The organism is Pseudaquabacterium terrae, assembly GCF_013266755.1.
Lineage (GTDB): Bacteria > Pseudomonadota > Gammaproteobacteria > Burkholderiales > Burkholderiaceae_C > Pseudaquabacterium > Pseudaquabacterium terrae.
This window is the reverse complement of record NZ_JABRWJ010000007.1, coordinates 347,807-369,073: the sequence shown is the minus strand read 5'-3', so window position 1 is coordinate 369,073 and position 21,267 is coordinate 347,807. Positions and strand designations below refer to the sequence as shown.

Here is a 21,267-nt window from a genome sequence, read left to right as displayed (position 1 = left end):
GGGAACCACGATGCTGTCGCGAACCGCCGATCACCTGTTCTGGATGGCGCGCTACATGGAGCGCGCCGAGAACACGGCTCGAATGTTGGACGTCAACTACCAGACCTCGCTGCTGCCGCAATCGGCAGACCGCGACGAGCAGGGCTGGCAGGGGGTGCTCGGCATCTCCGAGCTGACGAAGGCCTTCCGCGCCAGGCACGACGTCGCCGATGCCCGGAACGTCATGCAGTTCATGGTGCGCGATGCGCAGAACATGTCGTCGATCGTTTCCTGCCTGTCGGCGGCGCGCGAGAACGCGCGCGCGGTGCGCGGCACGCTGACGACCGAGCTGTGGGAAACGACGAACCAGACCTGGCTCGAATTCAACCGCCTGCTGCGCGACAGCGGCGGCTTCGAGCGTGATCCGGCGGCGCTGTTCGAGTGGGTCAAGTTCCGCTCGCACCTGTCGCGCGGCGTCACCGTCGGCACGATGCTGCAGGACGAGGCGCTGCACTTCATCCGCATCGGCACCTTCCTGGAGCGTGCCGACAACACCGCGCGGCTGCTCGACGTCAAGTTCCACGCGCTGGCCGGCGACTACTTCGGCGCCTGGGGCCACGAGGACGCACCGGAGGTCGACTTCTACCACTGGTCAGCCATCCTTCGGTCGGTGTCCGGCTTCGAGATCTACCGCCGTGTGTACCGCAACGTGATCAGGCCGGACAAGGTCGCCGAGCTCCTGATCCTGCGCCCCGACATGCCGCGCTCGCTCGCCGCCTGCCTCAATGAGCTGGTGGCGAACCTCGACCACGTGGCCAACGAGCTCAGCAGTGAGACCCAGCGCCGCGCCGGCCGGCTGCGCAGCGACCTGCAGTTCGGCCGCATCGACGAGATCCTGGCGACTGGACTGCACGCCTTCCTGACGCAGTTCCTTGATCGCGTCAACGACATCGGCGCCGGCATCAGCCGCGACTTTCTCGTGCCCGCATAAAGAAGAAAAGGCTCGCCGTGTCGATTCACGTTGCCCTCAATCACGTCACCCACTACAAGTACGACCGCCGCGTTGCCCTCTCCCCGCAGATCGTGCGGCTGCGGCCGGCGCCGCATTGCCGCACCAACATCCTGTCGTACTCGCTGAAGATCGAGCCCGAAGGCCACTTCATCAACTGGCAGCAGGACCCGTTCTCGAACTACCTCGCGCGCCTGGTCTTCCCGGAGAAGACGACCGAGTTCAAGGTCACCGTCGACGTGGTGGCCGAGATGGCGGTCTACAACCCGTTCGACTTCTTCCTCGAACCGGCGGCCGAGAACTTTCCGTTCGGCTACGACGACGCAACGACGCAGGAGCTGGCGCCCTACCTCGTGAAGGAAGCGGCCACGCCGGCCTTCGCCGCCTTCCTGGCGTCGATCGACCGGCGCGAGCGGCGCACGATCGACTTCCTGGTCGAGATCAACCAGCGGCTGCAGCACGACATCCGCTACCTGATCCGCATGGAGCCGGGCGTGCAGACGCCGGAAGAGACGCTGGTCAACGCCTCCGGCTCGTGCCGCGACACCGGCTGGCTGCTGGTGCAGGCGCTGCGCCACCTGGGGCTTGCGGCGCGCTTCGTCTCCGGTTACCTGATCCAGCTCAAATCCGACGTCAAGGCGCTCGACGGTCCCAGCGGCACCGAGATCGACTTCACCGACCTGCACGCCTGGTGCGAGGTCTACCTGCCCGGCGCCGGCTGGGTGGGGCTCGACCCGACCTCCGGGCTGATGGCCGGCGAGGGCCACATTCCGCTGGCCTGCACGCCGCAGCCGTCGAGCGCGGCACCGGTGTCGGGCGCGGTCGACGAGAGTGAGGTCCAGTTCGCGCACGCGATGTCGATCAGCCGCATCTGGGAGTCGCCGCGCGTCACCAAGCCGTACACCGAAGAGCAGTGGTCGCAAGTACTGGCGCTCGGCGACGCCGTCGATGAACAGCTGGTCGCCGGCGACGTGCGGCTGACGATGGGCGGCGAGCCGACCTTCGTCTCGGTCGACGACCGCGACGGCGCCGAGTGGAACACCGACGCGCTCGGCCCCACCAAGCGCATGGTGGCGCAGGACCTGGTGCACCGGCTGCGCGCCCACTACGGCAAGGGCGGTTTCCTGCACTTCGGCCAGGGCAAGTGGTACCCCGGCGAGCAGCTGCCACGCTGGGCCTTGAACATCTACTGGCGCGCCGACGGCGAGCCCTGCTGGCACGACCCGTCGCTCTTCGCCGACGAACGCGACCCGCATCACTACACCTCGAAGGACGCGAAGGCCTTCATGGTCGCGCTGACGCAGCGGCTGGGCATCACCGCCGACCATGTGCAGACCGGCTACGAGGACACCTGGTACTACCTGTGGCGCGAGCGCCGGCTGCCGGTCAACGTCGACCCGTTCGATGCGAAGCTCGATGACGAGCTCGAGCGCATCCGGTTGCGCCGCATCTTCGAGCAAGGCCTGTCGCACGAAGTCGGCTACGCATTGCCCATCAAGCCGGCCGAGGGCCCGGCGCTCAGCGGCCCAAGCTGGATCACGGGCCCGTGGTTCTTCCGCGACGAACGCATGTACCTGTTCCCCGGCGATTCGCCGATGGGCCTGCGCCTGCCGCTCGACTCGCTGCCCTGGGTCACCAGCACCGACTACCCGTACCACATCGAGACCGATCCGTTCGCGCCGCGTGATGCGCTGCCGGCGGCCGCGACGCTGCGCACGCAGTACGCGTCTCACCAGATCGGCGGCGGCTTTGCCGAGGGGGGCATGGTCGGCGTGCAGCGCGGCGTGCGGGATGTGGGCCTCGAGGCAGCCGGCGCCGCGGGCGCGGCCGGCACTGCCGGCGCACGCGGCCGCGGCCGTGGCCCCGTGCCCGGCAGCGACTTGGCTGCGGTCGATCCGACCCGCGCACCGCAGCGCCATGAGTCCGCGCACTGGATCACCCGCACCGCGCTCGTCGTCGAAGCACGCGATCCACGCCGCGCCAACGGCCCGAAGGCCGAGAGCGTCGGCGCACCGACAGGAGTGCTGTACGTCTTCATGCCACCGCTGGAGCGCCTGGAGGACTACCTGGCGCTGCTCGCCGCCATCGAAGCCACGGCCGCCGCGCAGGGCGTCAAGATCGTGCTCGAGGGTTATCCGCCGCCGCGCGATCCGCGGCTGAAGCTGCTGCAGGTGACGCCCGATCCCGGCGTCATCGAGGTCAACATCCACCCGGCGCACGACTGGAAGGAGCTCGTCGAGCACACCGAATTCCTCTACGACGCAGCGTGGCAATCGCGCCTGTCGACCGAGAAGTTCATGCTCGACGGCCGCCACACCGGCACCGGCGGCGGCAACCACTTCGTGCTCGGTGGGGCGCGGCCGGCCGATTCGCCGTTCCTGCGCCGGCCCGACCTGCTCGGCTCGCTGCTTGCGTACTGGCACAACCATCCCTCCTTGAGCTACCTGTTCTCGGGCCTCTTCCTCGGCCCGACCAGCCAGGCGCCGCGCGTCGACGAGGCGCGCAACGACCAGCTCTTCGAGCTGGAGATCGCGCTCGGCGAGATCGAGCGCAGCAAGACGGTCTACGGTGATGCGCTGCCGCCGTGGCTGGTCGACCGCACGCTGCGCAACATCCTGGTCGACGTCACCGGCAATACGCACCGCAGCGAGTTCTGCATCGACAAGCTGTATTCGCCCGACTCGGCGACGGGGCGGCTCGGCTTGCTGGAATTGCGCGCCTTCGAGATGCCGCCGCATGCCCGCATGAGCGTCGTGCAACAGCTGCTGCTGCGCGCTCTGGTCGCGCGCTTCTGGAACGAGCCCTATCGCGCCGAGCTGGTGCGCTGGGGCACCGAGCTGCACGACCGTTTCCTGCTGCCGACTTTCATCTGGATGGACTTCGAGGACGTGCTCGAGGACATGGGCCTGGCCGGCTTCGATTTCCGACCCGACTGGTTCGCGCCGCACTTCGAGTTCCGCTTCCCGAAGGTCGGAGAGCTCACTGCCCGCGGCGTGCAGCTGGTGCTGCGCAGCGCGCTCGAACCCTGGCACGTGATGGGCGAGGAGGGCGCTGCCGGCACCACGGTGCGCTACGTCGATTCATCGCTGGAGCGGCTGGAGATCAAGGCCAGCGGCCTGGTCGATTCGCGCCATGTCGTGACCGTCAACGGCGTCGCGGTGCCGCTGCAGCCCACCGGCCGGGTCGGTGAATTCGTCTGCGGCGTGCGTTACCGCGCGTGGGAGGCGCCGTCGGCGCTGCACCCGACGATCGGTGTGCATGCCCCGCTGGTGATCGATCTGGTCGACCGCTGGATGCAGCGCTCGCTCGGCGGCGGGCAGTACCACGTCGCCCATCCGGGCGGCCGCAGCTACGCCACCTTCCCGGTCAACGCCTTCGAGGCCGAGAGCCGCCGCCTGGCGCGCTTCTTCACGATCGGCCACACGCCGGGGCGGATGCAGGTCGGCGAGCCCGAGCGGTCGCTGGAATTCCCGTTCACGCTCGATTTGCGCACCGCGGGCCGCTGATTCCGGGGGGCATGCCCGATGCGGCTGCCTCGCGCCGCAGGGCATGATCCGAGACCTATGCAAAGCAGCCTGCTCGCCGACGACGACGATGACGTGCCGGACGCCGCGACCGTGGCTGCCGCCGTCGCGCGCCGTGGCACGGCCGGGCAGTTCGACGAACTGCGCGCCGAGCTGACGTCCGCCGGGCAGCCGCCGGCACCACTCGCGCCGCTGTGGCGCGAGTTCTTCACGAGCCTGGGACCCGATGGCTGGGCCGACCTGCGCGCGCGCCAGCTGCGCGTGCAGCAGCGCGTGCGCGAGGACGGCGCCACCTACAACATCTATGCCGAACGCGGCGAGGCCGACCGGCCTTGGCCACTGGAGACGCTGCCCTTCATCGTCAGCGCCGACGACTGGGCGGTGATCGAGCAGGGCGTGCAGCAGCGCGCGAAGCTGCTGGAGATGGCGCTGGCCGACATCTACGGCCCGCAGACGCTGCTGCGCGATGCGTTGCTGCCGCCGGCGCTGGTGTTCGCGCATCCGCAATACCTGCGGCCGGCGCACGGCCTGTGGCCGCGCGGCGACATCCACCTGCACATCGCCGCCTTCGACCTCGCGCGCACGCCCAAAGGCGGCTTCACGGTGCTCGCGCAGCGGCTGCAGGCGCCGTCGGGGCTGGGCTACCTGCTCGAGAACCGGCTGATCATCGGCCCGCAGTTCCACGATCAGTTCGCCGCGCTGCGCGTGCAGCGCATCGCATCGACCTTCCGTTCGCTGCTCGACGGGCTGATGCGCGCGAGCCCCGCCGGCGAGCGCTCGCGCATCGTGCTGCTGACACCCGGCCCGCTGAACGAAACCTACTTCGAGCAGGTCTTCCTCGCGCGTTACCTCGGCGTCACGCTGGTCGAGGGCTCGGACCTGACGGTGCGCGGCAAGCGCCTGTACCTGAAGACGCTGCACGGCCTGGAACGCGTGCACGTGCTGCTGCGCCGCGTCGACGACGAGTTCCTCGATCCGCTGGAGCTGCGCTTCGACTCCGCGCTCGGCGTGCCGGGCCTGCTGCAGGCGCTGCGTGCCGGCGAGCTGGTGATGGCCAATGCACCCGGCGCCGGCTTCCTCGAAAGCCTGGGGCTGTCGGCGTTCTGGCCGGCGGTCGCGCGCGAGTTGCTCGGCGAGGACCTGCTGCTGCCGGCGCCGACGACCTGGTGGTGCGGCGAGGAGGCGGTCTGGGAGGCGCAGCGTGAACGCCTCGAGGAATTCATCGTCGTGCCGACCTTCCCGGGCACCGCACAAGGCCCGCAGATCGTCTCGCAGCTCGACGAGGCGCAGCGCACGGCGCTGGTCGCGCGCATCGATGCCGACCCGGCCGCCTACACGCTGCTGCGGCCGCAGCGGCCGTCCGAGACGCCGGTGTGGGCCGACGGGCAGCTGTGGCCGCGTGCCGCGGTGATGCGCGTCTTCGCGCTGGCCGACGGCACCGGCGGCTGGCGCGTGCTGCCCGGCGCGCTGACCCGCGTGGCCGGCCGTGACGAGGCGATGCACGACCCGCTGCTGTCGATGCAGCGCGGCAGCGCCAGCGTCGACACCTGGGTCATCGCGCGTGGCGCGGTCGATGCCACGTCGCTGCTGCCCAAGCCCTTGTCGGTGGCCGAGCTGCAGGGCTGGCACCGCACCGTCAGCAGCCGTGCCGCCGAGAACCTGTTCTGGCTCGGCCGCTACACCGAGCGGGCCGAGAACTGCGCGCGGATGGCGCGCGTGATGCTCGAGGCGCTGCCCGAGGGCAGCGAGCCGGTGCTGCAGTTCTTCGATGCGCTGGCGCGTCGCCATGGCCTGGTGCCGGCCGGCGTGCCGACGCCTCAACAATCGATGCGCCTGTTCGAGCGCGCGCTGGTGCACGGCCTCGGCGACACCGACGACCTGACCAGCGTGGCCTACAACCTGCGCGCGCTGCGCGGCTGCGCCAAGGCGCTGCGCGAGCGGCTGTCGCCCGAGCACTGGAAGCTGATCCACGAGGTCGGCGACCATTTCGAGCACCACCTCGCCGCAGTGATCGAAGAAGGCGAGGGCCATGCCGCGCCGCCCGACGTGCTGGGCGTGCTGGCGCGCGCGACGACGCACCTGGCGGCGATCACCGGCGCGCAGACCGACCGCATGACACGCGACGACGGCTGGCGGCTGCTGTCGGTGGGGCGCCAGATCGAGCGCCTGGACGTGCTCGCGAACGCGCTCGCGCTGGCCTTCGAATGCGGTGTGCACGAGGCCGACGACGGCTTCGCGGCGATCCTCGGCATCTTCGACAGCATCATCACCTACCGCGCGCAGTTCCAGGCCCGGCGCGAGGTGCTGCCGCTGCTGCACCTGCTGGTGCTCGACACCGACAACCCGCGCTCGCTGGCCTGGGTCGCGCGCACGATGCGCGACCGGCTGCGCAAGCTCGCGCGCCAGGACCCGGCCTGGGTCGCCGAGATCACCGACTCGTTGCCGACGCCGGACAACTGGTCGCTCGACGCGCTCACCGCGCCGGACCCCGCCGGCCGCCACGGCGCACTGATCGAGGCGCTCGAATCCTGCAGCGACGCCGCGCGTGAGCTGTCCGACCAGATCGGCCGGCACCTGTTCGTGCACGTGGTGTCGCCGGAGCGCAGCGTCTGGGTATGAGCGATTCGGACACGGAAGGCCGGGTGCTCTCGGTACGCCACGAGACGCTCTACGACTACGACGCGCCGGTCGAGGTCGCGCACCACAGCGCGCACCTGCGCCCGCGCGACACCGAATGCCAGGACGTGTTCGACTGGGACCTGGCGATCGATCCCGAGCCCGAAGGGGGCTTGGGCGCGATGCAGGAGAGCCGGGACGCGTTCGGCAACTGGCGCCATGGCTTCAACCATGCCACGGTGCACGAGCGGCTGGCGGTGGTGTCGAGCTTCAAGGTGCGCCTGACGGCGCCGCCGGCGCTCGAGCCGAGCCCGCCGTGGCAGGACGTCGCGCAGGCGCTGCACTTCCGAGCCGGTGCGACGCAGCCCGAGGCGATCGAGTTCGCGCTCGGCTCGACCTTCGCCCCGGTGCACCCGGCGCTGGCCGAGTTCGGCGAGGGTCTCTTCGACGCCGACCAGCCGCTGCTGGACGTCGCGCAGGCGCTGATGTCGCGCGTGTATGAGCGCATCGTCTATCAGCCGAACAGCACGGACGTGGCGACCGATGCGCTGCAGGCGCTGGCGCAGGGCCGCGGCGTGTGCCAGGACTTCGCGCACCTGATGATCGGCGCGCTGCGCTCGCGCGGCCTGGCCGCGCGCTACGTCAGCGGCTACCTGCTGACGCGGCCGCCCGAAGGCCAGCCGCGGCTGGTCGGGGCCGACGCGTCGCACGCGTGGGTTTCGGTGTGGTGCCCCGTCAACGGCTGGGTCGCGCTGGACCCGACCAACGACATCCGTGTCGGCGTCGACCACGTCACCCTCGCCTTCGGCCGCGACTATCTCGACGTCGCCCCGCTGCGCGGCGTGATCCGCGGCGGCGGCACCACGCCGCCTGCCGTGGCCGTCACCGTCGAGCCCTTACCATAGCCGGCTTTTTTGCCGCCCCTCGAAGGACGCCATGGCCGCTGCCAGCCTGCTAGCCCTGCTCGACGACATCGCGCTCGTGCTCGACGACGTCGCGGTGATGACCAAGGTCGCCGCGAAGAAGACTGCCGGCGTGCTCGGCGACGACCTGGCGCTGAATGCGCAGCAGGTCGCCGGCGTGCGTGCCGAGCGCGAGCTGCCGGTGGTCGGCAAGGTGGCGCTCGGCTCGCTGATCAACAAGACCATCCTCGTGCCGACGGCGCTGGTGATCAGCGTGTTCGCGCCGTGGGCGGTGATTCCGTTGCTGATGCTCGGCGGCCTGTACCTCTGCTTCGAGGGCGTCGAGAAGCTGGCGCACAAGTTCCTGCACTCGAAGGCCGAGGACGCCGCGCACGAGCGCGAGGTGGCCGAGGCGCTGCTCGATCCGAACGTGGACATGGTGGCCTTCGAGCGCGACAAGATCAAAGGCGCGATCCGCACCGATTTCATCCTCTCGGCCGAGATCATCGTCATCGCGCTCGGTACCGTGGCCGACAAGCCGCTGCTGACCAAGGCCAGCGTGCTGATCGGCATCTCGCTGCTGATGACGGTCGGCGTCTACGGCCTGGTGGCGGGCATCGTCAAGCTCGACGATGCCGGGCTGTGGCTCAGCCGCCAGGCCGGCGCGGCGCAGCGCCAGCTCGGCAAGCTGCTGCTGATCGCGGCGCCGGCGCTGATGAAGTTCCTGTCGGTCGCCGGCACCGCGGCGATGTTCCTGGTCGGCGGCAGCATCCTGATGCACGGAATCGGTCCGCTGCACCATGCGGTCGAGGGCTGGACTCAAGGCCTCGGCGGGCTGGCGGGCGGCGTGCTGTCGATGGTTGCCGACGCGCTGGTCGGCGTGCTCGCCGGTGCGGTCGCGCTGCTGGCCTTCACCGGCGTGAAGAAGGTGTTCGGCCGCTCCGCATCCGCGTAATGCTGTTCAGCACGCCGGTCTTCCTGTTCCTGTTCCTCCCGTTGTGCCTCGCGGCTTATTACGCCGCCGGGCGCAGCAATGCCGTGCTGCTCGGCTTCAGCCTGCTGTTCTACGCCTGGGGCGAGCCGGTGCTGGTGCTGGTGATGGTGGCGACCATCGTCGTCAACTACCTGCTCGGCCTGGCCATCGAGCGCAGCCGCCGGCGCGGCGAGGGTCCGGCGAAGGCACTGCTGGTGGCCGGGCTCGGCGCCAACCTGCTGCTGCTGGGCTACTACAAGTACTTCAACTTCTTCGCCGAGCTGATCAATGGCGCGGCCGCGCCGCTCGCGCTGCCGCGCATCGGCGAGGCGCAGATCCCGCTGCTGCTGGGCGTGTCGTTCTTCAGCTTCCAGGCGATGAGCTACCTGATCGACGTCTACCGCCGCGATTACCCGGCGCAGACCAACGTCTTCCGCTTCGCGCTGTTCAAGACGCTGTTCCCGCAGCTGATCGCCGGGCCGATCGTGCGCTACAGCGAGTTCGGTCCGCAGTTCAGCGGCCGGCGCCACGACTGGGCGAGCTTTGCCGCGGGCGTCGAGCGCTTCACGATCGGCCTGGCCAAGAAGGTGCTGATCGCCGACGTCTGCGCGGTGTCGGTCGACCGCATGTTCGGGCTGCCGGCGGCCGAGATGAGCGGCAGCATCGCCTGGTCCGCGACGCTGCTGTTCGCGCTGCAGATCTATTTCGACTTCTCCGGCTACACCGACATGGCGCTGGGGCTCGGGCGGATGTTCGGTTTCCACCTGCCGGAGAACTTCGACCACCCGTATGCCGCGCGCTCGGTGCAGGACTTCTGGCGCCGCTGGCACATGACCCTGTCGCGCTGGTTCCGCGACTACCTCTACATCCCGCTCGGCGGCAGCCGCCATGGCCCGCTGCGCACCGCGTTCAACCTCTTCGTCGTCTTCCTGCTGTGCGGCCTGTGGCACGGCGCGAACATGACCTTCGTGGTCTGGGGGCTGCTGCACGGGCTGTTCCTGGCGCTCGAGCGCACCGCCTTCGGTCGCTGGCTCGAGCGCTGGCCCGCGCTGCTGCGCCACGGCTACGTGCTGCTCGTCGTCGTGCTGTCGTGGATGGTGTTCCGCGCCACCTCGCTGGAGCAGGCGGGCGCGATGGGCCGCGCGATGCTCGGCTTGAACGGCTGGAGCGATCCGCATCATGCGCTGCGCCTGTACACCGACACGCTGACCTGGCTCAGCGCGGCGTGCGGCGTGCTGGCGTCGTTCCCGTGGCGCGGGCGAATCCGCTGGTCGGCGCTGCCGGCGCTGCCGCTGTGGCGCACGGGCACCCTGGCAGCGACGTTCGTGATCTGCATCGCCTTCCTCGGCGCGCAGACCCACCGTGCCTTCATCTACTTCAGGTTCTAGCGTGAGCGGCGACGCCCCTCGTTCGAAGCGGCTGCAACGCCGCTGCCAGATCGCGCTGGCGCTGTTCTTCTGTGCCTGCCTGGGGGTCGGCCTGGTGGGCAGCTTCGTGCCGCGCGACCCGATGCCGCTGTTCCAGGAGCAGCGCACGCTGGCGCGCCTGCCCGGTCGCGCCGACGCGGCGACCCCGAGCCAGCTGGCCGCGGCCCTGACGCGCTTTTCGGCCGACAACTTCGGCCTGCGCAAGCCGCTGATCAGCAGCTACTTCATGTTCCGGCTGCGGGTGTTGAACGCCGATCTCGGACTGCCGGTCGTGCTCGGCGAGCAGGGCTGGTTGTTCTACGAGCAGGAGCTGCCGACCTTCCGCCGCGAGCAAACGCTGTCGGCCCGGCAGGCGCAGCGCATCCGCGACCGACTCGACGCCTGGTGCGACTATGCGCATCGCCACGGCGCGGAGCTGGTGTTCTTCTCGGGGCCCAACAAGTCGACGATCTATCCGGAGAAGATGCCGCCGCATCAGCGGCCATGGCTCGACCGGCCGAGCATGCTGGACCAGGTTCATGCGCTCGACTACCGGTGTCCGTTCATCCGCGTCGACCTGCGGCCGGTGCTGCGCAAGCATCGCGACGAGGGTCTGTACTTCCGCTGGGGAACGCACTGGAACGACCGCGGCGCGCAGCTGGCATGGCAGGAAGTGCGCCGCAGCATCAGTGCGGTGCATCCGCAGCTGCGCTGGCCGGTCGGCGCGCTGCGGATCGAATCCACGCCCGCCGCGCCGCTGGAAGACAGCCTGTGGCAGTGGTTCGGCGAGTCCGATCCGCACGCGACCGTCGTGCCGCGTGGCCGCGCGCAGCCCGAGCCCGCGCCGGCGGCCGGGCTGGATCCCGCGACCCAGGCGCGCGTACTGGCCTTCGGCGATTCGTTCATGGTGTTCATGGCCCCCACCGCCAGCGTGATCGCCGAGCGCTTCAGCGGTTGGGACCTCGCGTACGGCCAGGTCCTCGCACCGACGGCGGCCCAGGCGCAGCAGGATGCGTGGCTGATCGCCGCCGGCGCGGACCAGCGGCGCATCGAGTGGATGCATCCGCTGCGCGCCAACGTGGTGATGATCGAGGTCGTCGAGCGCAACCTGCTGGGGCTGGCCGAGCTGCCGCAGCCCAGCGACCGGCCGCCTGAGATCACCGACGATCACTGGCTGCTCGGCGTGGCCCGCAACTGGGCCGGCTTCATCGTGCAGGACAGCGTCGATGCCCAGCGCCGCTATGCGCCCGGCATCCAGGTGCGCCTGGCCGACAGGCAGGTGCGGCAGGTGACGCGGACCGAGCGCAACGGGCGCTACCTGAACGTCTACCTGAGCGGAAATCCGCTGGACGGCCGGGCGGTCGGCCACCCGCACGTGCTGGAAGTCCTGGCGCCCGCGGCCGGCATCCGTTCGCTCAGCGCGGCGCCTTGACTTCCCTGGCCTCGCGCGTCTCGCGCACCGAACGCCCCAGCTCGATCACCGCCAGCGCGTAGTAGCTCGACCAGTTGTAGCGCGTCAGCGCGTAGAAGTTCTGCGTGCCGGCGACATGGCTCGGCGCGGCGGAGCCGTTCTGCAGCTCGACCAGCGCCAGCGGCCCCTCGTGCGCGCGGCCGGCGGCGTCGAGCTCGGCGCCGCGCTCGACGAATTGCGCGGCGCTGAAGCTCGGCACGATGTCCGGCGCCAGCAGCACCGCGCGGTCGGTCGTGTCGACCGGCGGCTTGACCGCGAAGTGCGTCGGCATCCCGGGCTGCCAGCCGTGCACCGACAGGAAGTGCGCGATGCTGGCGACGACGTCGGCGGGGCTGTCGTGCATGTCGATGCGCTCGTCGCCGTCACCGTCGACGGCGAAGCGCAGGATGCTGCCGGGCATGAACTGGCCGAGGCCGATCGCGCCGGCGTACGAGCCCTTGATCGCCGCCGGTGCCACGCCGTCGCGCTCGGCCAGCAGCAGCAGCTGCTGCAGCTCGCCGCGGAAGAAGGCGCTGCGGTCCTTGCGGCCGGGCGGGAAATCGAAGGACAGCGTCGCCAGCGCGTCGAGCACGCGGAAGCCGCCCATCAGCCGGCCGTAGTAGGTCTCGACGCCGACGATGCCGACGACGATCTCCGGCGGCACGCCATAACGCGTGGCTGCAGCGTCCAGCCAGCGCCGCTGCGCGTCCCAGAACGCCGCGCCGGCGCGCACGCGCTCGGGCTCGACGAAGCGCGCGCGGTAGGCCCGCCAGTTCTTCGCCGTGCCGGCCGGCGGCGGCATGATCAGCCGCGCGACGACCGGCTGGAAGCGCGCCTCGGCCAGCGCGGCGCGCACCCCCTCGCGATCCAGGCCGAGCGTGGCGGCGGTGTCGTCGGCGAAGGCCATCACGTCGGCGCGGCCGCCGTAGGTCACCGCGTCGGGGGCATGGTCGGAACGCACCGGCCCCGGGCGGGGCTTGCGGGCAGTCTTCGTCGGCGCGGCGAGGGCGCTGCAGCCGAGCAGCAGCGCGAGCAGGCCGGGCAGCGCGGCCCGGCGGAGGGGGAAGGGCATCGGTCGATTATCCCGGCTGCTGCAGCGCGGCCGGTGCGCCGCTGCGCCGCAGGCGCGCGGCCTCGCGCGCAAAGCCCGACCACCAGCCGGGTCCCGGCAGGCGGCGGTTGTCCGGCCCGTAGCGCAGGCGATCGAGCGCTTCCAGCGTGTCCGCCAGCGCCGCGCCGGTGGCGCCGAAACGCACGCGTACTTTGGCTGCCAGGGCGCGCGGCGCATCGTGCGGCAGCGCGTCCAGCCCCAGGCCGTTCAGGGTTTCGCGGATGCGGCGGTGCAGGCGCAGCCACGGGTCCTGGCGATGGCGGTCCCACCAGGCCCAGCCGGCAGCGGTCAGCGACATCGCGCTGGCGATGCCGATCAGCAGGAACGCCAGGTCCTGCCAGCTCGGCGCACTGACGCCCAGCGACTCCAGCAGATCGAACTGGCGCGTGCGCGAGTAGCTCATCACCCACTGGTTCCAGCGGTTGTCGATCAGCTCCAGCGTGCGCCGCAGCTGCTCGGCGAGCGCCGGGCTCATCGTGTTCAGCGCCCCGGCCACCAGCCCCTGGCGCGGCGGCAGCGGCCGGCTGCTGTGAATGCGGTGCGGCGCGACAGCGGCGGTCGGGTCGGCGCGGCGCCAGCCGAATCCGGGCTCCCAGTACTCGGCCCAGGCATGCGCATGGCTCTGGCGCACGACCATCCAGCCGTCGGCATCGGCCGGCTCGGCGCCCTGGTAGCCGGTGACGATGCGCGCCGGCACGCCCATCGCGCGCATGACCAGCACGAAGCTCGCGGCGAAATGCTCGCAGAAGCCCTCCTTGCGGTCGAGCCAGAACTCGTCGATCGCCTGGCCGCCGTAGAGGCCGGGCGCCAGCGTGTAGGTGAAGCCTGCTGTGCGGATGTGTTCGAGCACCGCCTGCGCGAGCTGCGGCGTGCGCGCGCCGGCCAGCGGCGCCGAGGCGCGCAGCGCCCGGGCCCAGGCCACCGCGCGCGGATTGCTGCCGTCGGGGATCTGGGTCATCTCGAAGGCGCCGGGCAGCGCCCATTTGGGTCCGAGCACATGGTTGGGCCAGGCGCGGGCGCGCACGCTGATGCGTTCGGCCACCAGCCGGTCGGTCTGCCACTGCAGGTCGGCGCTCAGCGTGAACGCCCAGCCGCGCAGCGCGGGCGCCGCATCGGGCCGGTCGGGCGTGGCCTCCAGCAGCGGCAGCAGCGGCAGCCGGATCGGCTCGATCAGCATCTCGTACGACCGGCCGTCGCCGTGCAGCTGCAGCTCCGCCGCTTGCGGTGGGGCGCCCAGCCGCAAACGGGCCTGGTGCCACTCGACCCCATCGAAGCGCGGCAGCACCGGGCCGCGGAAATACAGCAGCTCCGACGGCGGCGGCGGGCCCTCGAAGCGCACGCGGAAGGCGATCGCGTCGTCGTTCGCGACCTCGGCCACGCCGCCCAGCCGCAGCGTGCCCGACAGGCCGGTCTTGCCCAGGCCGTCCTGCGGCAGCCCCCACAGCGGGCCGAAGCGCGGGAACAGCAGGAACAGCAGCAGCATCAGCGGCAGCCCGAGCAGCGCGCTGCGTGCGGCGATGCCGCCGGCGCGCTTCAGCGACGGCCGGCCCACCGGCATGCTGGACAGCACCTGCGCCGTCATCAGGCCCCAGGTCGAGACGAGCATCGACAGCGCGGTCAACATCGACTGCGAATACAGGCAGTGCGTCAGCACCAGGAAGAAACCGAGGAAGAAGACGACCAGCGCGTCGCGGCGCGCGCGCAGCTCCAGCATCTTCAGTGCCATCAGCACCACCAGCATCGTGACGCCGGCGTCCTTGCCGAACAGCGTGCGCTCGGTCCACAAGGTCAGCAGCGTGGCGATCACCAGCAGGCCGATCACCGGCCAGCGGCCGGGCAGCGGCGCATTGTTCAGCGCGAGGTTGCCGCGCCAGAACAGCACCAGCGCGGTCAGCGCAGTGCACCACCAGGGCAGGTGCCTCAGGTGCGGCAGCACGGTCCAGCCGATCACCGCGAGCTGGAACAGCGTGTCGCGCGATTCGCGCGGCAGCTGGCCCCAGTCGGCCCAGCGGCGCGGCCGGGTGATCGGGGCCAGTGCGGAGGCGGCTTTCATGACGATCGCTTCACGCGGCCCGCCACAGCGCCAGCGCCTCCAGCGCCGCACGCCGCTGCGCGTCGCCGCCGGCGCAGCCGAGCTCCTGGTCGGGCAGGCGCAGCCCGAAGCTCGCGCCGCGCTGTTCGGCCGCCAGCACCCAGCCGGCCAGGCGCGACAGCCGCGCCTCGGTCTCCGCCAGCGCGGTGAGCTGGAAGTCGAGCCACAGCTCGCGGTTGGCGGCGGTGCTGGTGTCGCGGCTGATCATCTCGCCGCTCTTCGCGGTCTTCTTCCACACCACCTGGCGCAAGGTGTCGCCGCGGCGGTAGGCGCGCACGCCGTCGAACTCGCCGCCCGATCGCACCTGCGCCTGCGGCAGCCCGCCGATCGCCGGCTGCGAGGCCGGCAGCGCATGCGCCGGATGCTCCGGCTTCGGATAGACCAGCACCTGGCCGGCCGGGCGCCAGACGGTCCAGGCGCGGAACAGGCCGAGCGGAAAGTTGGTCTCGGCCATCAGCGTCGGCAGCGTGTGCAGGCCGCGGCGCGCCGGCACGAAGGCCAGCCGCGCGCTGCTGCTGCCCTGCGTCGGCACGTCGACCCAGGCCATGCCCTGGTGCCCGGCGCGGTACACGCCGAGGCCGAGGCCGTTGCGCTCGCGGCCCGGATTGCTCAGCACCACTTCGAGCAGCGCGCGCTCGCCGGCGAACACCGGCTGCGGGCTCTTCACGCGCAGCGTCAGCCGGCGCAGGTTGGCGTGCGTCTGGTGCATCGCCACCAGGCCGGCGCCACAGAGCAGGAAGGTCAGCGCAAAGCCCAGGTTCAGCTGGTAGTTGATCGAGGCCAGCAGCATCACGATCAGCGTCACCGCGAAGGCCCAGCCGGCGCGCGTCGGCAGGATGTAGATATTGCCTTGGCCGAGCGTCCAGCTGTCGCTGCGCGGCAGCCGGTTCTCGAGGTAGCTGCGCAGCCGCGCGATCACGGCAACGGCACCGCCTCGACCATCGCGCGGACCTGCTCGACGCGCCCGCGCCCGGCCGAGGCCACCGGCACCAGCCGGTGCGCGGCGGTCTGCGGCAGGATGGCCTGCAGGTCGTCGGGCGCCACGTAGTCGCGCCGCGCCAGCAGCGCGCGCGCCCGCGCCGCGCGCAGGATCGCGATGCCGGCGCGCGGGCTCAGGCCTTCGACGAACCACTGGCCCGAGCGCGTCGCGGCGATCAGCGCCTGCAGGTAGTCGAGCAGCGCGTCGGAGATCGTCACGCGCTGCACCGCGGCCTGCGCTTCCAACAGGTCCACCGGCGACATCACGGGCCCAAGCCGCTCGATCACGTGGCGGCGGTCCTCGCCGGCGAGCAGCCCGCGCTCGGACAGCCGGTCCGGGTAGCCGAGCGTGATGCACATCAGGAAGCGGTCGAGCTGGCTCTCGGGCAGCGGGTAGGTGCCGAGCTGGTCGCTCGGGTTCTGCGTGGCGATGACGAAGAACGGCTTCGGCAGCGCGCGCGTCTCGTTCTCGACGCTGACCTGGTGCTCCTCCATCGCCTCGAGCAGCGCGCTCTGCGTCTTCGGGCCGGCGCGGTTGATCTCGTCGGACAGCAGCACCTGCGTGAACACCGGCCCCGGGTGGAAGACGAAGCTCTCCTTCGAGCGCTCGTAGACGCTGACGCCGACCAGGTCGGAGGGCATCAGGTCAGCGGTGAACTGCACGCGCGAGAACTTCAGGCCCAGCGACACCGCCAGCGCATGCGCCAGCGTCGTCTTGCCGACGCCGGGCACGTCCTCGATCAGCAGGTGGCCGCCGGCCAGCAGGCAGGCGATGCAGTCCTCGATCTGCGGACGCTTGCCGACGATGATCGTGCTAATCTGGTCCGTCAGCCGGGTCAGGCGCTGTGCAACAGGGGTGTCAACCATGCGCGGCACCATAGCCCAAAAACCCTAGCCGCCGAATGCCGACTGCGATCTATACCCACCGTGAGTGCCGTTTGCACGACATGGGCGCGGGCCACCCGGAATGCCCCCAGCGCCTCGATGCGATCGCCGACCAGCTGATCGCGTCCGGCCTCGATGCCGCGCTCGATCACCGCGAAGCGCCGCTGGCGACGCTGGAGCAATTGGGGCGCGCGCACAGCCTTGGCTACGTGCTGCAGATGAAGGACGTGCTCGAGCGTCTGCGCGACGCCGGCGAGCGGCGTGCGATCGATCCCGACACCGTCGCCTGCCCCGACACCTGGCAGGCCGCGCTGCGCTCGGCCGGCGCCGCGGTGGCGGCCACCGAAGCGGTGGTGCGCGGTGAGCTCGACAGCGCCTTCTGCGCCGTGCGTCCGCCCGGCCACCACGCCACGCGCGACGCGGCGATGGGCTTCTGCTTCTTCAACAACGTCGCGGTCGCGGCGCGCCATGCGCTCGACGTGCTCGGCCTGCAGCGCGTGGCGATCGTCGACTTCGACGTGCACCACGGCAACGGCACCGAGGACATCATCGCCGGCGACGAACGGGTGCTGATGGCCAGCTTCTTCCAGCATCCGCTGTATCCCGGCAGCGGCGCTTGCCCTAAGGGCACCAACATGGTCAACGTGCCGATCCCGCCGTACACCCGCGGCGCCGAAATCCGCGAAGTGATCGAGGCGATGTGGCTGCCGCGGCTGGAGGCGTTCAAGCCGCAGATGGTGTTCTTCTCGGCCGGCTTCGATGCCCATCGCGAGGACGAGCTCGGCCAGCTCGGCCTGGTCGAGGCCGACTATGCGTGGATCACGCAGCGCATCAAGGACATCGCCGACCGCCATGCCGGCGGGCGCATCGTGTCCTGCCTCGAAGGCGGTTATGCGCTGAGCGCGCTCGGCCGCAGCGTCGTCGCGCACCTGCGCGTGCTGGCCGACGTCTAACAACGGCATGCAAGGCATGGATTTCGCCGCGCTGCTGGCAGCGCTGCAGCGCCCCAGCGTGCTGATCGAGGCCGCGGTGCTCGCGGCCTGCCTCATCGTCGCCTGGGGTGCGATCAGGCTTGCGCACGGCCGCGCACCCGGCAGCATCTGGTTCGGCGAGCGCGGTTTCGACGGCGTGCTGTTCCCGCTGCTGGCGCTGGGCCTGGCGCTGATTGCGCGCCTGCTGCTGCAGCGTTGGCTGCCGGTGGGCTTGTTCAAGCTCGCGATCCCGGTGCTGATCGGCCTCGTCGTGATCCGCACGGCGGTGCGCGTGCTGCGCGTGGCCTTCCCGCAGTCGCTGCTGGTGCGCACGCTCGAGCGCACGATCTCATGGCTGGTGTGGGGCGTGCTGGTGCTCTGGCTGACGGACCTGCTGCCGCTGCTGCTGGCCGAGCTCGACGGCGTGCGCTGGAAGGTCGGTGGCGCCGACCTGAGCCTGCGCAGCCTGATCGAGGGCGCGTTGAGCGCCGCGGTGGTGCTGATGCTGGTGCTGTGGCTGTCGGCGACGATCGAGTCGCGGCTGCTGAAGGCCGAGGGCGTCAATCTCTCGGTGCGCAAGATCGCGGCCAACGCCACGCGCGCCGGGCTGCTGCTGGTCGGCTTGCTGGTGGCCTTGTCGGCGGCCGGCATTCCGCTGGGTGCGCTGTCGGTGCTCGGCGGCGCGATCGGCGTGGGCCTCGGCTTCGGCCTGCAGAAGCTGGCTGCCAACTACGTCTCCGGCTTCGTGATCCTCGCCGAGCGCTCGCTGCGCATCGGCGACATCGTCAAGGTCGACAATTTCGAGGGCACCATCACCGACATCACGACGCGCTACACCGTGATCAGAGCGTCCAATGGCCGCGAATCGCTGGTGCCCAACGAGCTGCTGATCACGCAGCGCGTCGAGAACCTCTCGTTCGCCGACACCCGGATCTCGCTGAACACGGTCGTGCAGGTGGCCTATGGCAGCGACCTCGACGCGCTGAGCCCGAAGCTGGTCGCCGCGATGGCCGCGGTGCCGCGCGTGCTGGCCGATCCGGCGCCGGCGGTGCAGCTGTCGAGCTTCGCGCCCGACGGCCTCGAGCTGACGCTCGGCTTCTGGATCGACGATCCCGAGAACGGCAACGGCAACGTGCGCAGCGACGTCAACCTGGCCGTGCTGCGCGCGCTGGACGAGGCGGGTGTCGAGATTCCGTTTCCGCAGCGGGTGCTGCGGCGAAGCGCCGCCACTCAGGCGGCTGCGCGCACGCCTTCGTAGCCGATCGAATAGCGGTCGCGCACGAAGCGCATGCGCTCGTCCACCGCCGCGCGCGTCAGGCCGAAGTCTTCCAGCGCATAGCGGTGGCCGACGTGCCGCGCGGCCTGCGCGTCGCGGTCGAGCCAGTCGGCCATCGACCGCTCGGCTTCGGCGTCGAAATCGAGCCCGGCGAAATGATAGATGCGCCGCACCTGGCCGCGCCAATCACTCTCCATGTCCTCGTAGTGCAGGTCGAGCTGCTGGTCGGCCGGGATGCGGCCGCGCCACTGCATGCAGCGGCGCGCGGTCTGCTCGAAGAAGTCGAGCCAGGTGTCGCGCACGCTGGTGCGGCAGTCGCGGTCAGTGTGCTGCACCGCGAAGTGCAGCGCCATCGACAGCATCGAGCCGACGGTCTTCAGCGGATCGCGGTGCGTGAAGACGATCTTCGCGTCAGGAAAGGTTGCCAGCAGCACCGGCAGGTCGAGCATGTGCTGCGGGTTCTTCAGCACCCAGCGCGTGCCGTCGGCGTCGCCGCGGGCCCACGACACCAGCTTCAGCTGCTCGGCCATGCTGCGGTAGGCGGCGGTCTTGTCGGCGTCGATGAACCAGCGGTAGTAGCCCGGCACGTCGTAGAGCCCGAGCGCCGAGAAGCTGACGAACTCGTGGTTCAGCAGCAGCATCTCCTCCTCGGGCCAGTCGGCGTGCATCGCGTGCATCGTCGACGACTCCGGGTACATGCGGTGGCGCATTGCCAGCGCCTGCACCGCTTCGACGCGCCGCGTCGTCACGTCGTCGGGCGCCGCGCGCGCGCCAATCCAGCGCCGCGGCGCCGGGTTCATGCCTTCCCAGGTGCGCAGGTGCGCGAGCCGGCGGTCGGCCGCCAGCAGCCGGTGCAGCCGTGTGGTGCCCGAGCGGTGCGGCCCGACGATGATGATCGGCGCGACGAGGCGGCGCTCGGCGATCTCCGGATGGGCGTCGAGGCAGGCGCGGGCCCACAGCCGGTTCTTCAGCGAGCCGAGCGTGCGGCCATGTGCGATGCGCTCGCCGAACGGGTTCAGCTCGGCTTCATCGTGCAGCGCGGCCAGCAGCCGGCGCAGCGGGGTCAGGAAGTGGTCGTCGCCGAAGTCCTCGAGGCCGGTCTCGCAGCGCGCCGCGTCGAGCAGGCCACGTTCGCTCAGGTCGATGCGATCGATGCCGCGGGCGCTGGTCCATTGCAGGCGCTCGATGGCCTGGCGCACCGGCGCGGCCTGGGTCGTGTTCAGCATGCCGTGCTCTCCTGTGAGTGGGTTTGACCGCGCGAATGCAGCGGCCTACGATGCGTTGCAACACCGCTTCGCGACCCGCCATGGACCCTCCGCCCGTGCGTCGTGCACAGCGCCTCGCTGTCCTGGGGGTGTTCGCAATGCTGTTGAGCATCGGCGTGCCGGCCCAGCCGCCGGCCGCGCCGGGCACCGTGGTGCTCGGCACCAGCCAGGCCGAGACCACCTACGCCGGCAAGCTGCAGCGCAAGATCTACATCGAGGCCTTCCGCCGGCTGGGCGTGCCGCTGCAATTGAGCGTGCAGCCGCTGCAAAGGCTGACCCTCAATTCGGAGCAGGGCAGCATCGACGGCGAAGTGGCCCGCGTGCACAGCTATGCCGAAGGCCGGCCGCAGCTGGTGCGGGTCGAGGAATCGGTCTACGACCTGACCTGGGGCCTGTTCACGATGGGCCGCTCGCGGCGCTTCGCGAACCTGGCCGAGCTGGCCACCGGCACCGATTTGCGCGTGTCCTACCTGCGCGGCGTCGGCGTCTGCGAACACACGCTGAAGGCAGCGCTGCCCGCCACGCGCCTTTTCGACGTCAGCTCCGACCAGCAGGCTTTCAACATGCTGCGCTTCGGGCGTGTCGACCTGCACTGCACCGGCGACCTGTCGGCGATCACGCTGCAGCACAGCGCCGAGTTCAAGGATGTCGACATCACGCGGCGCGCGCTCGACCTGGGCTCCTCGCCGCTGCATCCGTTCCTGAACCAGCGGCACGCGGCGCTGGCGCCGAAGCTGGCGTCGACGCTGCGGCAGATGAAAGCCGAGGGGCTGATCGAACGCTACAAGGCCGAGGCCTTGCAGGAGCTGGCGGCGGGGAGCTGAAGCGTT

Annotated in this window: 15 protein-coding genes; 10 read left to right on the top strand and 5 right to left on the bottom strand. The window is 70.7% G+C overall.

The window, feature by feature from the left end:
- Nucleotides 1-10: 10 nt before the first annotated feature.
- From HLB44_RS23750 to HLB44_RS23720, 7 genes are read left to right on the top strand one after another with little or no spacing between them, the layout of a single operon-like run.
- The gene (locus tag HLB44_RS23750) at nucleotides 11-970 is read left to right on the top strand and encodes an alpha-E domain-containing protein (RefSeq protein ID WP_173128075.1); all 960 of its coding nucleotides are present in this window, start codon (nucleotides 11-13) and stop codon (nucleotides 968-970) included.
- A 17-nt stretch (nucleotides 971-987) separates the two neighbouring features.
- A complete protein-coding gene (locus tag HLB44_RS23745) occupies nucleotides 988-4,494 on the top strand; it encodes a transglutaminase family protein (protein WP_173128072.1) in 3,507 nt (1,168 codons plus the stop codon).
- Between the two features lie 57 nt (nucleotides 4,495-4,551).
- On the top strand, nucleotides 4,552-7,131 hold the full coding sequence (locus HLB44_RS23740) for a circularly permuted type 2 ATP-grasp protein (protein WP_173128069.1): 2,580 nt from the start codon (nucleotides 4,552-4,554) through the stop codon (nucleotides 7,129-7,131).
- Nucleotides 7,128-8,033 carry a transglutaminase family protein gene (locus tag HLB44_RS23735; protein ID WP_173128066.1) on the top strand — a complete coding sequence of 302 codons (906 nt, stop codon included), beginning with the start codon at nucleotides 7,128-7,130 and terminating at the stop codon, nucleotides 8,031-8,033. Before HLB44_RS23740 ends, HLB44_RS23735 begins: the two co-directional genes overlap by 4 nt.
- Nucleotides 8,034-8,064: 31 nt before the next feature.
- Nucleotides 8,065-8,985 carry a DUF808 domain-containing protein gene (locus HLB44_RS23730; protein WP_173128063.1) on the top strand — a complete coding sequence of 307 codons (921 nt, stop codon included), beginning with the start codon at nucleotides 8,065-8,067 and terminating at the stop codon, nucleotides 8,983-8,985.
- Nucleotides 8,985-10,391, top strand: coding sequence for an MBOAT family O-acyltransferase (locus HLB44_RS23725; RefSeq protein ID WP_173128060.1), 1,407 nt, complete (start codon nucleotides 8,985-8,987; stop codon nucleotides 10,389-10,391). The genes HLB44_RS23730 and HLB44_RS23725 overlap by 1 nt, the downstream gene beginning before the upstream one ends.
- A gap of 1 nt (nucleotide 10,392) precedes the next feature.
- Complete coding sequence (locus tag HLB44_RS23720) at nucleotides 10,393-11,841, top strand: alginate O-acetyltransferase AlgX-related protein (RefSeq protein ID WP_173128057.1); 1,449 nt, start codon at nucleotides 10,393-10,395, stop codon at nucleotides 11,839-11,841.
- Here HLB44_RS23720 and mltB read toward each other — a convergent pair.
- From mltB to HLB44_RS23700, 4 genes are read right to left on the bottom strand one after another with little or no spacing between them, the layout of a single operon-like run.
- The gene (gene mltB, locus HLB44_RS23715; RefSeq protein ID WP_173128054.1) at nucleotides 11,825-12,931 is read right to left on the bottom strand and encodes a lytic murein transglycosylase B; all 1,107 of its coding nucleotides are present in this window, start codon (nucleotides 12,929-12,931) and stop codon (nucleotides 11,825-11,827) included. The genes HLB44_RS23720 and mltB overlap by 17 nt on opposite strands.
- A gap of 7 nt (nucleotides 12,932-12,938) precedes the next feature.
- On the bottom strand, nucleotides 12,939-15,023 hold the full coding sequence (locus tag HLB44_RS23710; protein ID WP_173128051.1) for a transglutaminase TgpA family protein: 2,085 nt from the start codon (nucleotides 15,021-15,023) through the stop codon (nucleotides 12,939-12,941).
- Nucleotides 15,024-15,033: 10 nt separating this feature from the next.
- The gene (locus HLB44_RS23705; protein ID WP_173128049.1) at nucleotides 15,034-15,981 is read right to left on the bottom strand and encodes a DUF58 domain-containing protein; all 948 of its coding nucleotides are present in this window, start codon (nucleotides 15,979-15,981) and stop codon (nucleotides 15,034-15,036) included.
- Nucleotides 15,978-16,907, bottom strand: a complete 930-nt coding sequence (locus HLB44_RS23700) for an AAA family ATPase (RefSeq protein ID WP_246312424.1) — start codon at nucleotides 16,905-16,907, stop codon at nucleotides 15,978-15,980. The genes HLB44_RS23705 and HLB44_RS23700 overlap by 4 nt, the downstream gene beginning before the upstream one ends.
- A gap of 35 nt (nucleotides 16,908-16,942) precedes the next feature.
- On the opposite strand from HLB44_RS23700, the gene HLB44_RS23695 reads away from it, so the two are divergent.
- Entirely contained in the window at nucleotides 16,943-17,878 is a 936-nt protein-coding gene (locus HLB44_RS23695; protein ID WP_173128043.1) for a histone deacetylase family protein, read from the top strand.
- 16 nt (nucleotides 17,879-17,894) lie between these two features.
- Entirely contained in the window at nucleotides 17,895-19,154 is a 1,260-nt protein-coding gene (locus tag HLB44_RS23690) for a mechanosensitive ion channel family protein (RefSeq protein ID WP_246312423.1), read from the top strand.
- Here the strand turns inward: HLB44_RS23690 and HLB44_RS23685 are convergent.
- On the bottom strand, nucleotides 19,127-20,398 hold the full coding sequence (locus tag HLB44_RS23685; protein ID WP_173128037.1) for a sulfotransferase family protein: 1,272 nt from the start codon (nucleotides 20,396-20,398) through the stop codon (nucleotides 19,127-19,129). The genes HLB44_RS23690 and HLB44_RS23685 overlap by 28 nt on opposite strands.
- A gap of 80 nt (nucleotides 20,399-20,478) precedes the next feature.
- On the opposite strand from HLB44_RS23685, the gene HLB44_RS23680 reads away from it, so the two are divergent.
- Entirely contained in the window at nucleotides 20,479-21,261 is a 783-nt protein-coding gene (locus HLB44_RS23680) for a substrate-binding periplasmic protein (protein WP_173128033.1), read from the top strand.
- Nucleotides 21,262-21,267: the final 6 nt, after the last annotated feature.

Coding starts and splice junctions, on each gene's coding strand:
- HLB44_RS23750 (WP_173128075.1), top strand. CDS start 11: ATGCTGTCGCGAACCGCCGATCACCTGTTCTGGATGGCGCGCTACATG.
- HLB44_RS23735 (WP_173128066.1), top strand. CDS start 7,128: ATGAGCGATTCGGACACGGAAGGCCGGGTGCTCTCGGTACGCCACGAG.
- HLB44_RS23700 (WP_246312424.1), bottom strand. CDS start 16,907: ATGGTTGACACCCCTGTTGCACAGCGCCTGACCCGGCTGACGGACCAG.
- HLB44_RS23730 (WP_173128063.1), top strand. CDS start 8,065: ATGGCCGCTGCCAGCCTGCTAGCCCTGCTCGACGACATCGCGCTCGTG.
- HLB44_RS23710 (WP_173128051.1), bottom strand. CDS start 15,023: ATGAAAGCCGCCTCCGCACTGGCCCCGATCACCCGGCCGCGCCGCTGG.
- HLB44_RS23685 (WP_173128037.1), bottom strand. CDS start 20,398: ATGCTGAACACGACCCAGGCCGCGCCGGTGCGCCAGGCCATCGAGCGC.
- HLB44_RS23680 (WP_173128033.1), top strand. CDS start 20,479: ATGGACCCTCCGCCCGTGCGTCGTGCACAGCGCCTCGCTGTCCTGGGG.
- HLB44_RS23690 (WP_246312423.1), top strand. CDS start 17,895: ATGGATTTCGCCGCGCTGCTGGCAGCGCTGCAGCGCCCCAGCGTGCTG.
- HLB44_RS23740 (WP_173128069.1), top strand. CDS start 4,552: ATGCAAAGCAGCCTGCTCGCCGACGACGACGATGACGTGCCGGACGCC.
- HLB44_RS23725 (WP_173128060.1), top strand. CDS start 8,985: ATGCTGTTCAGCACGCCGGTCTTCCTGTTCCTGTTCCTCCCGTTGTGC.
- HLB44_RS23695 (WP_173128043.1), top strand. CDS start 16,943: ATGCCGACTGCGATCTATACCCACCGTGAGTGCCGTTTGCACGACATG.
- mltB (WP_173128054.1), bottom strand. CDS start 12,931: ATGCCCTTCCCCCTCCGCCGGGCCGCGCTGCCCGGCCTGCTCGCGCTG.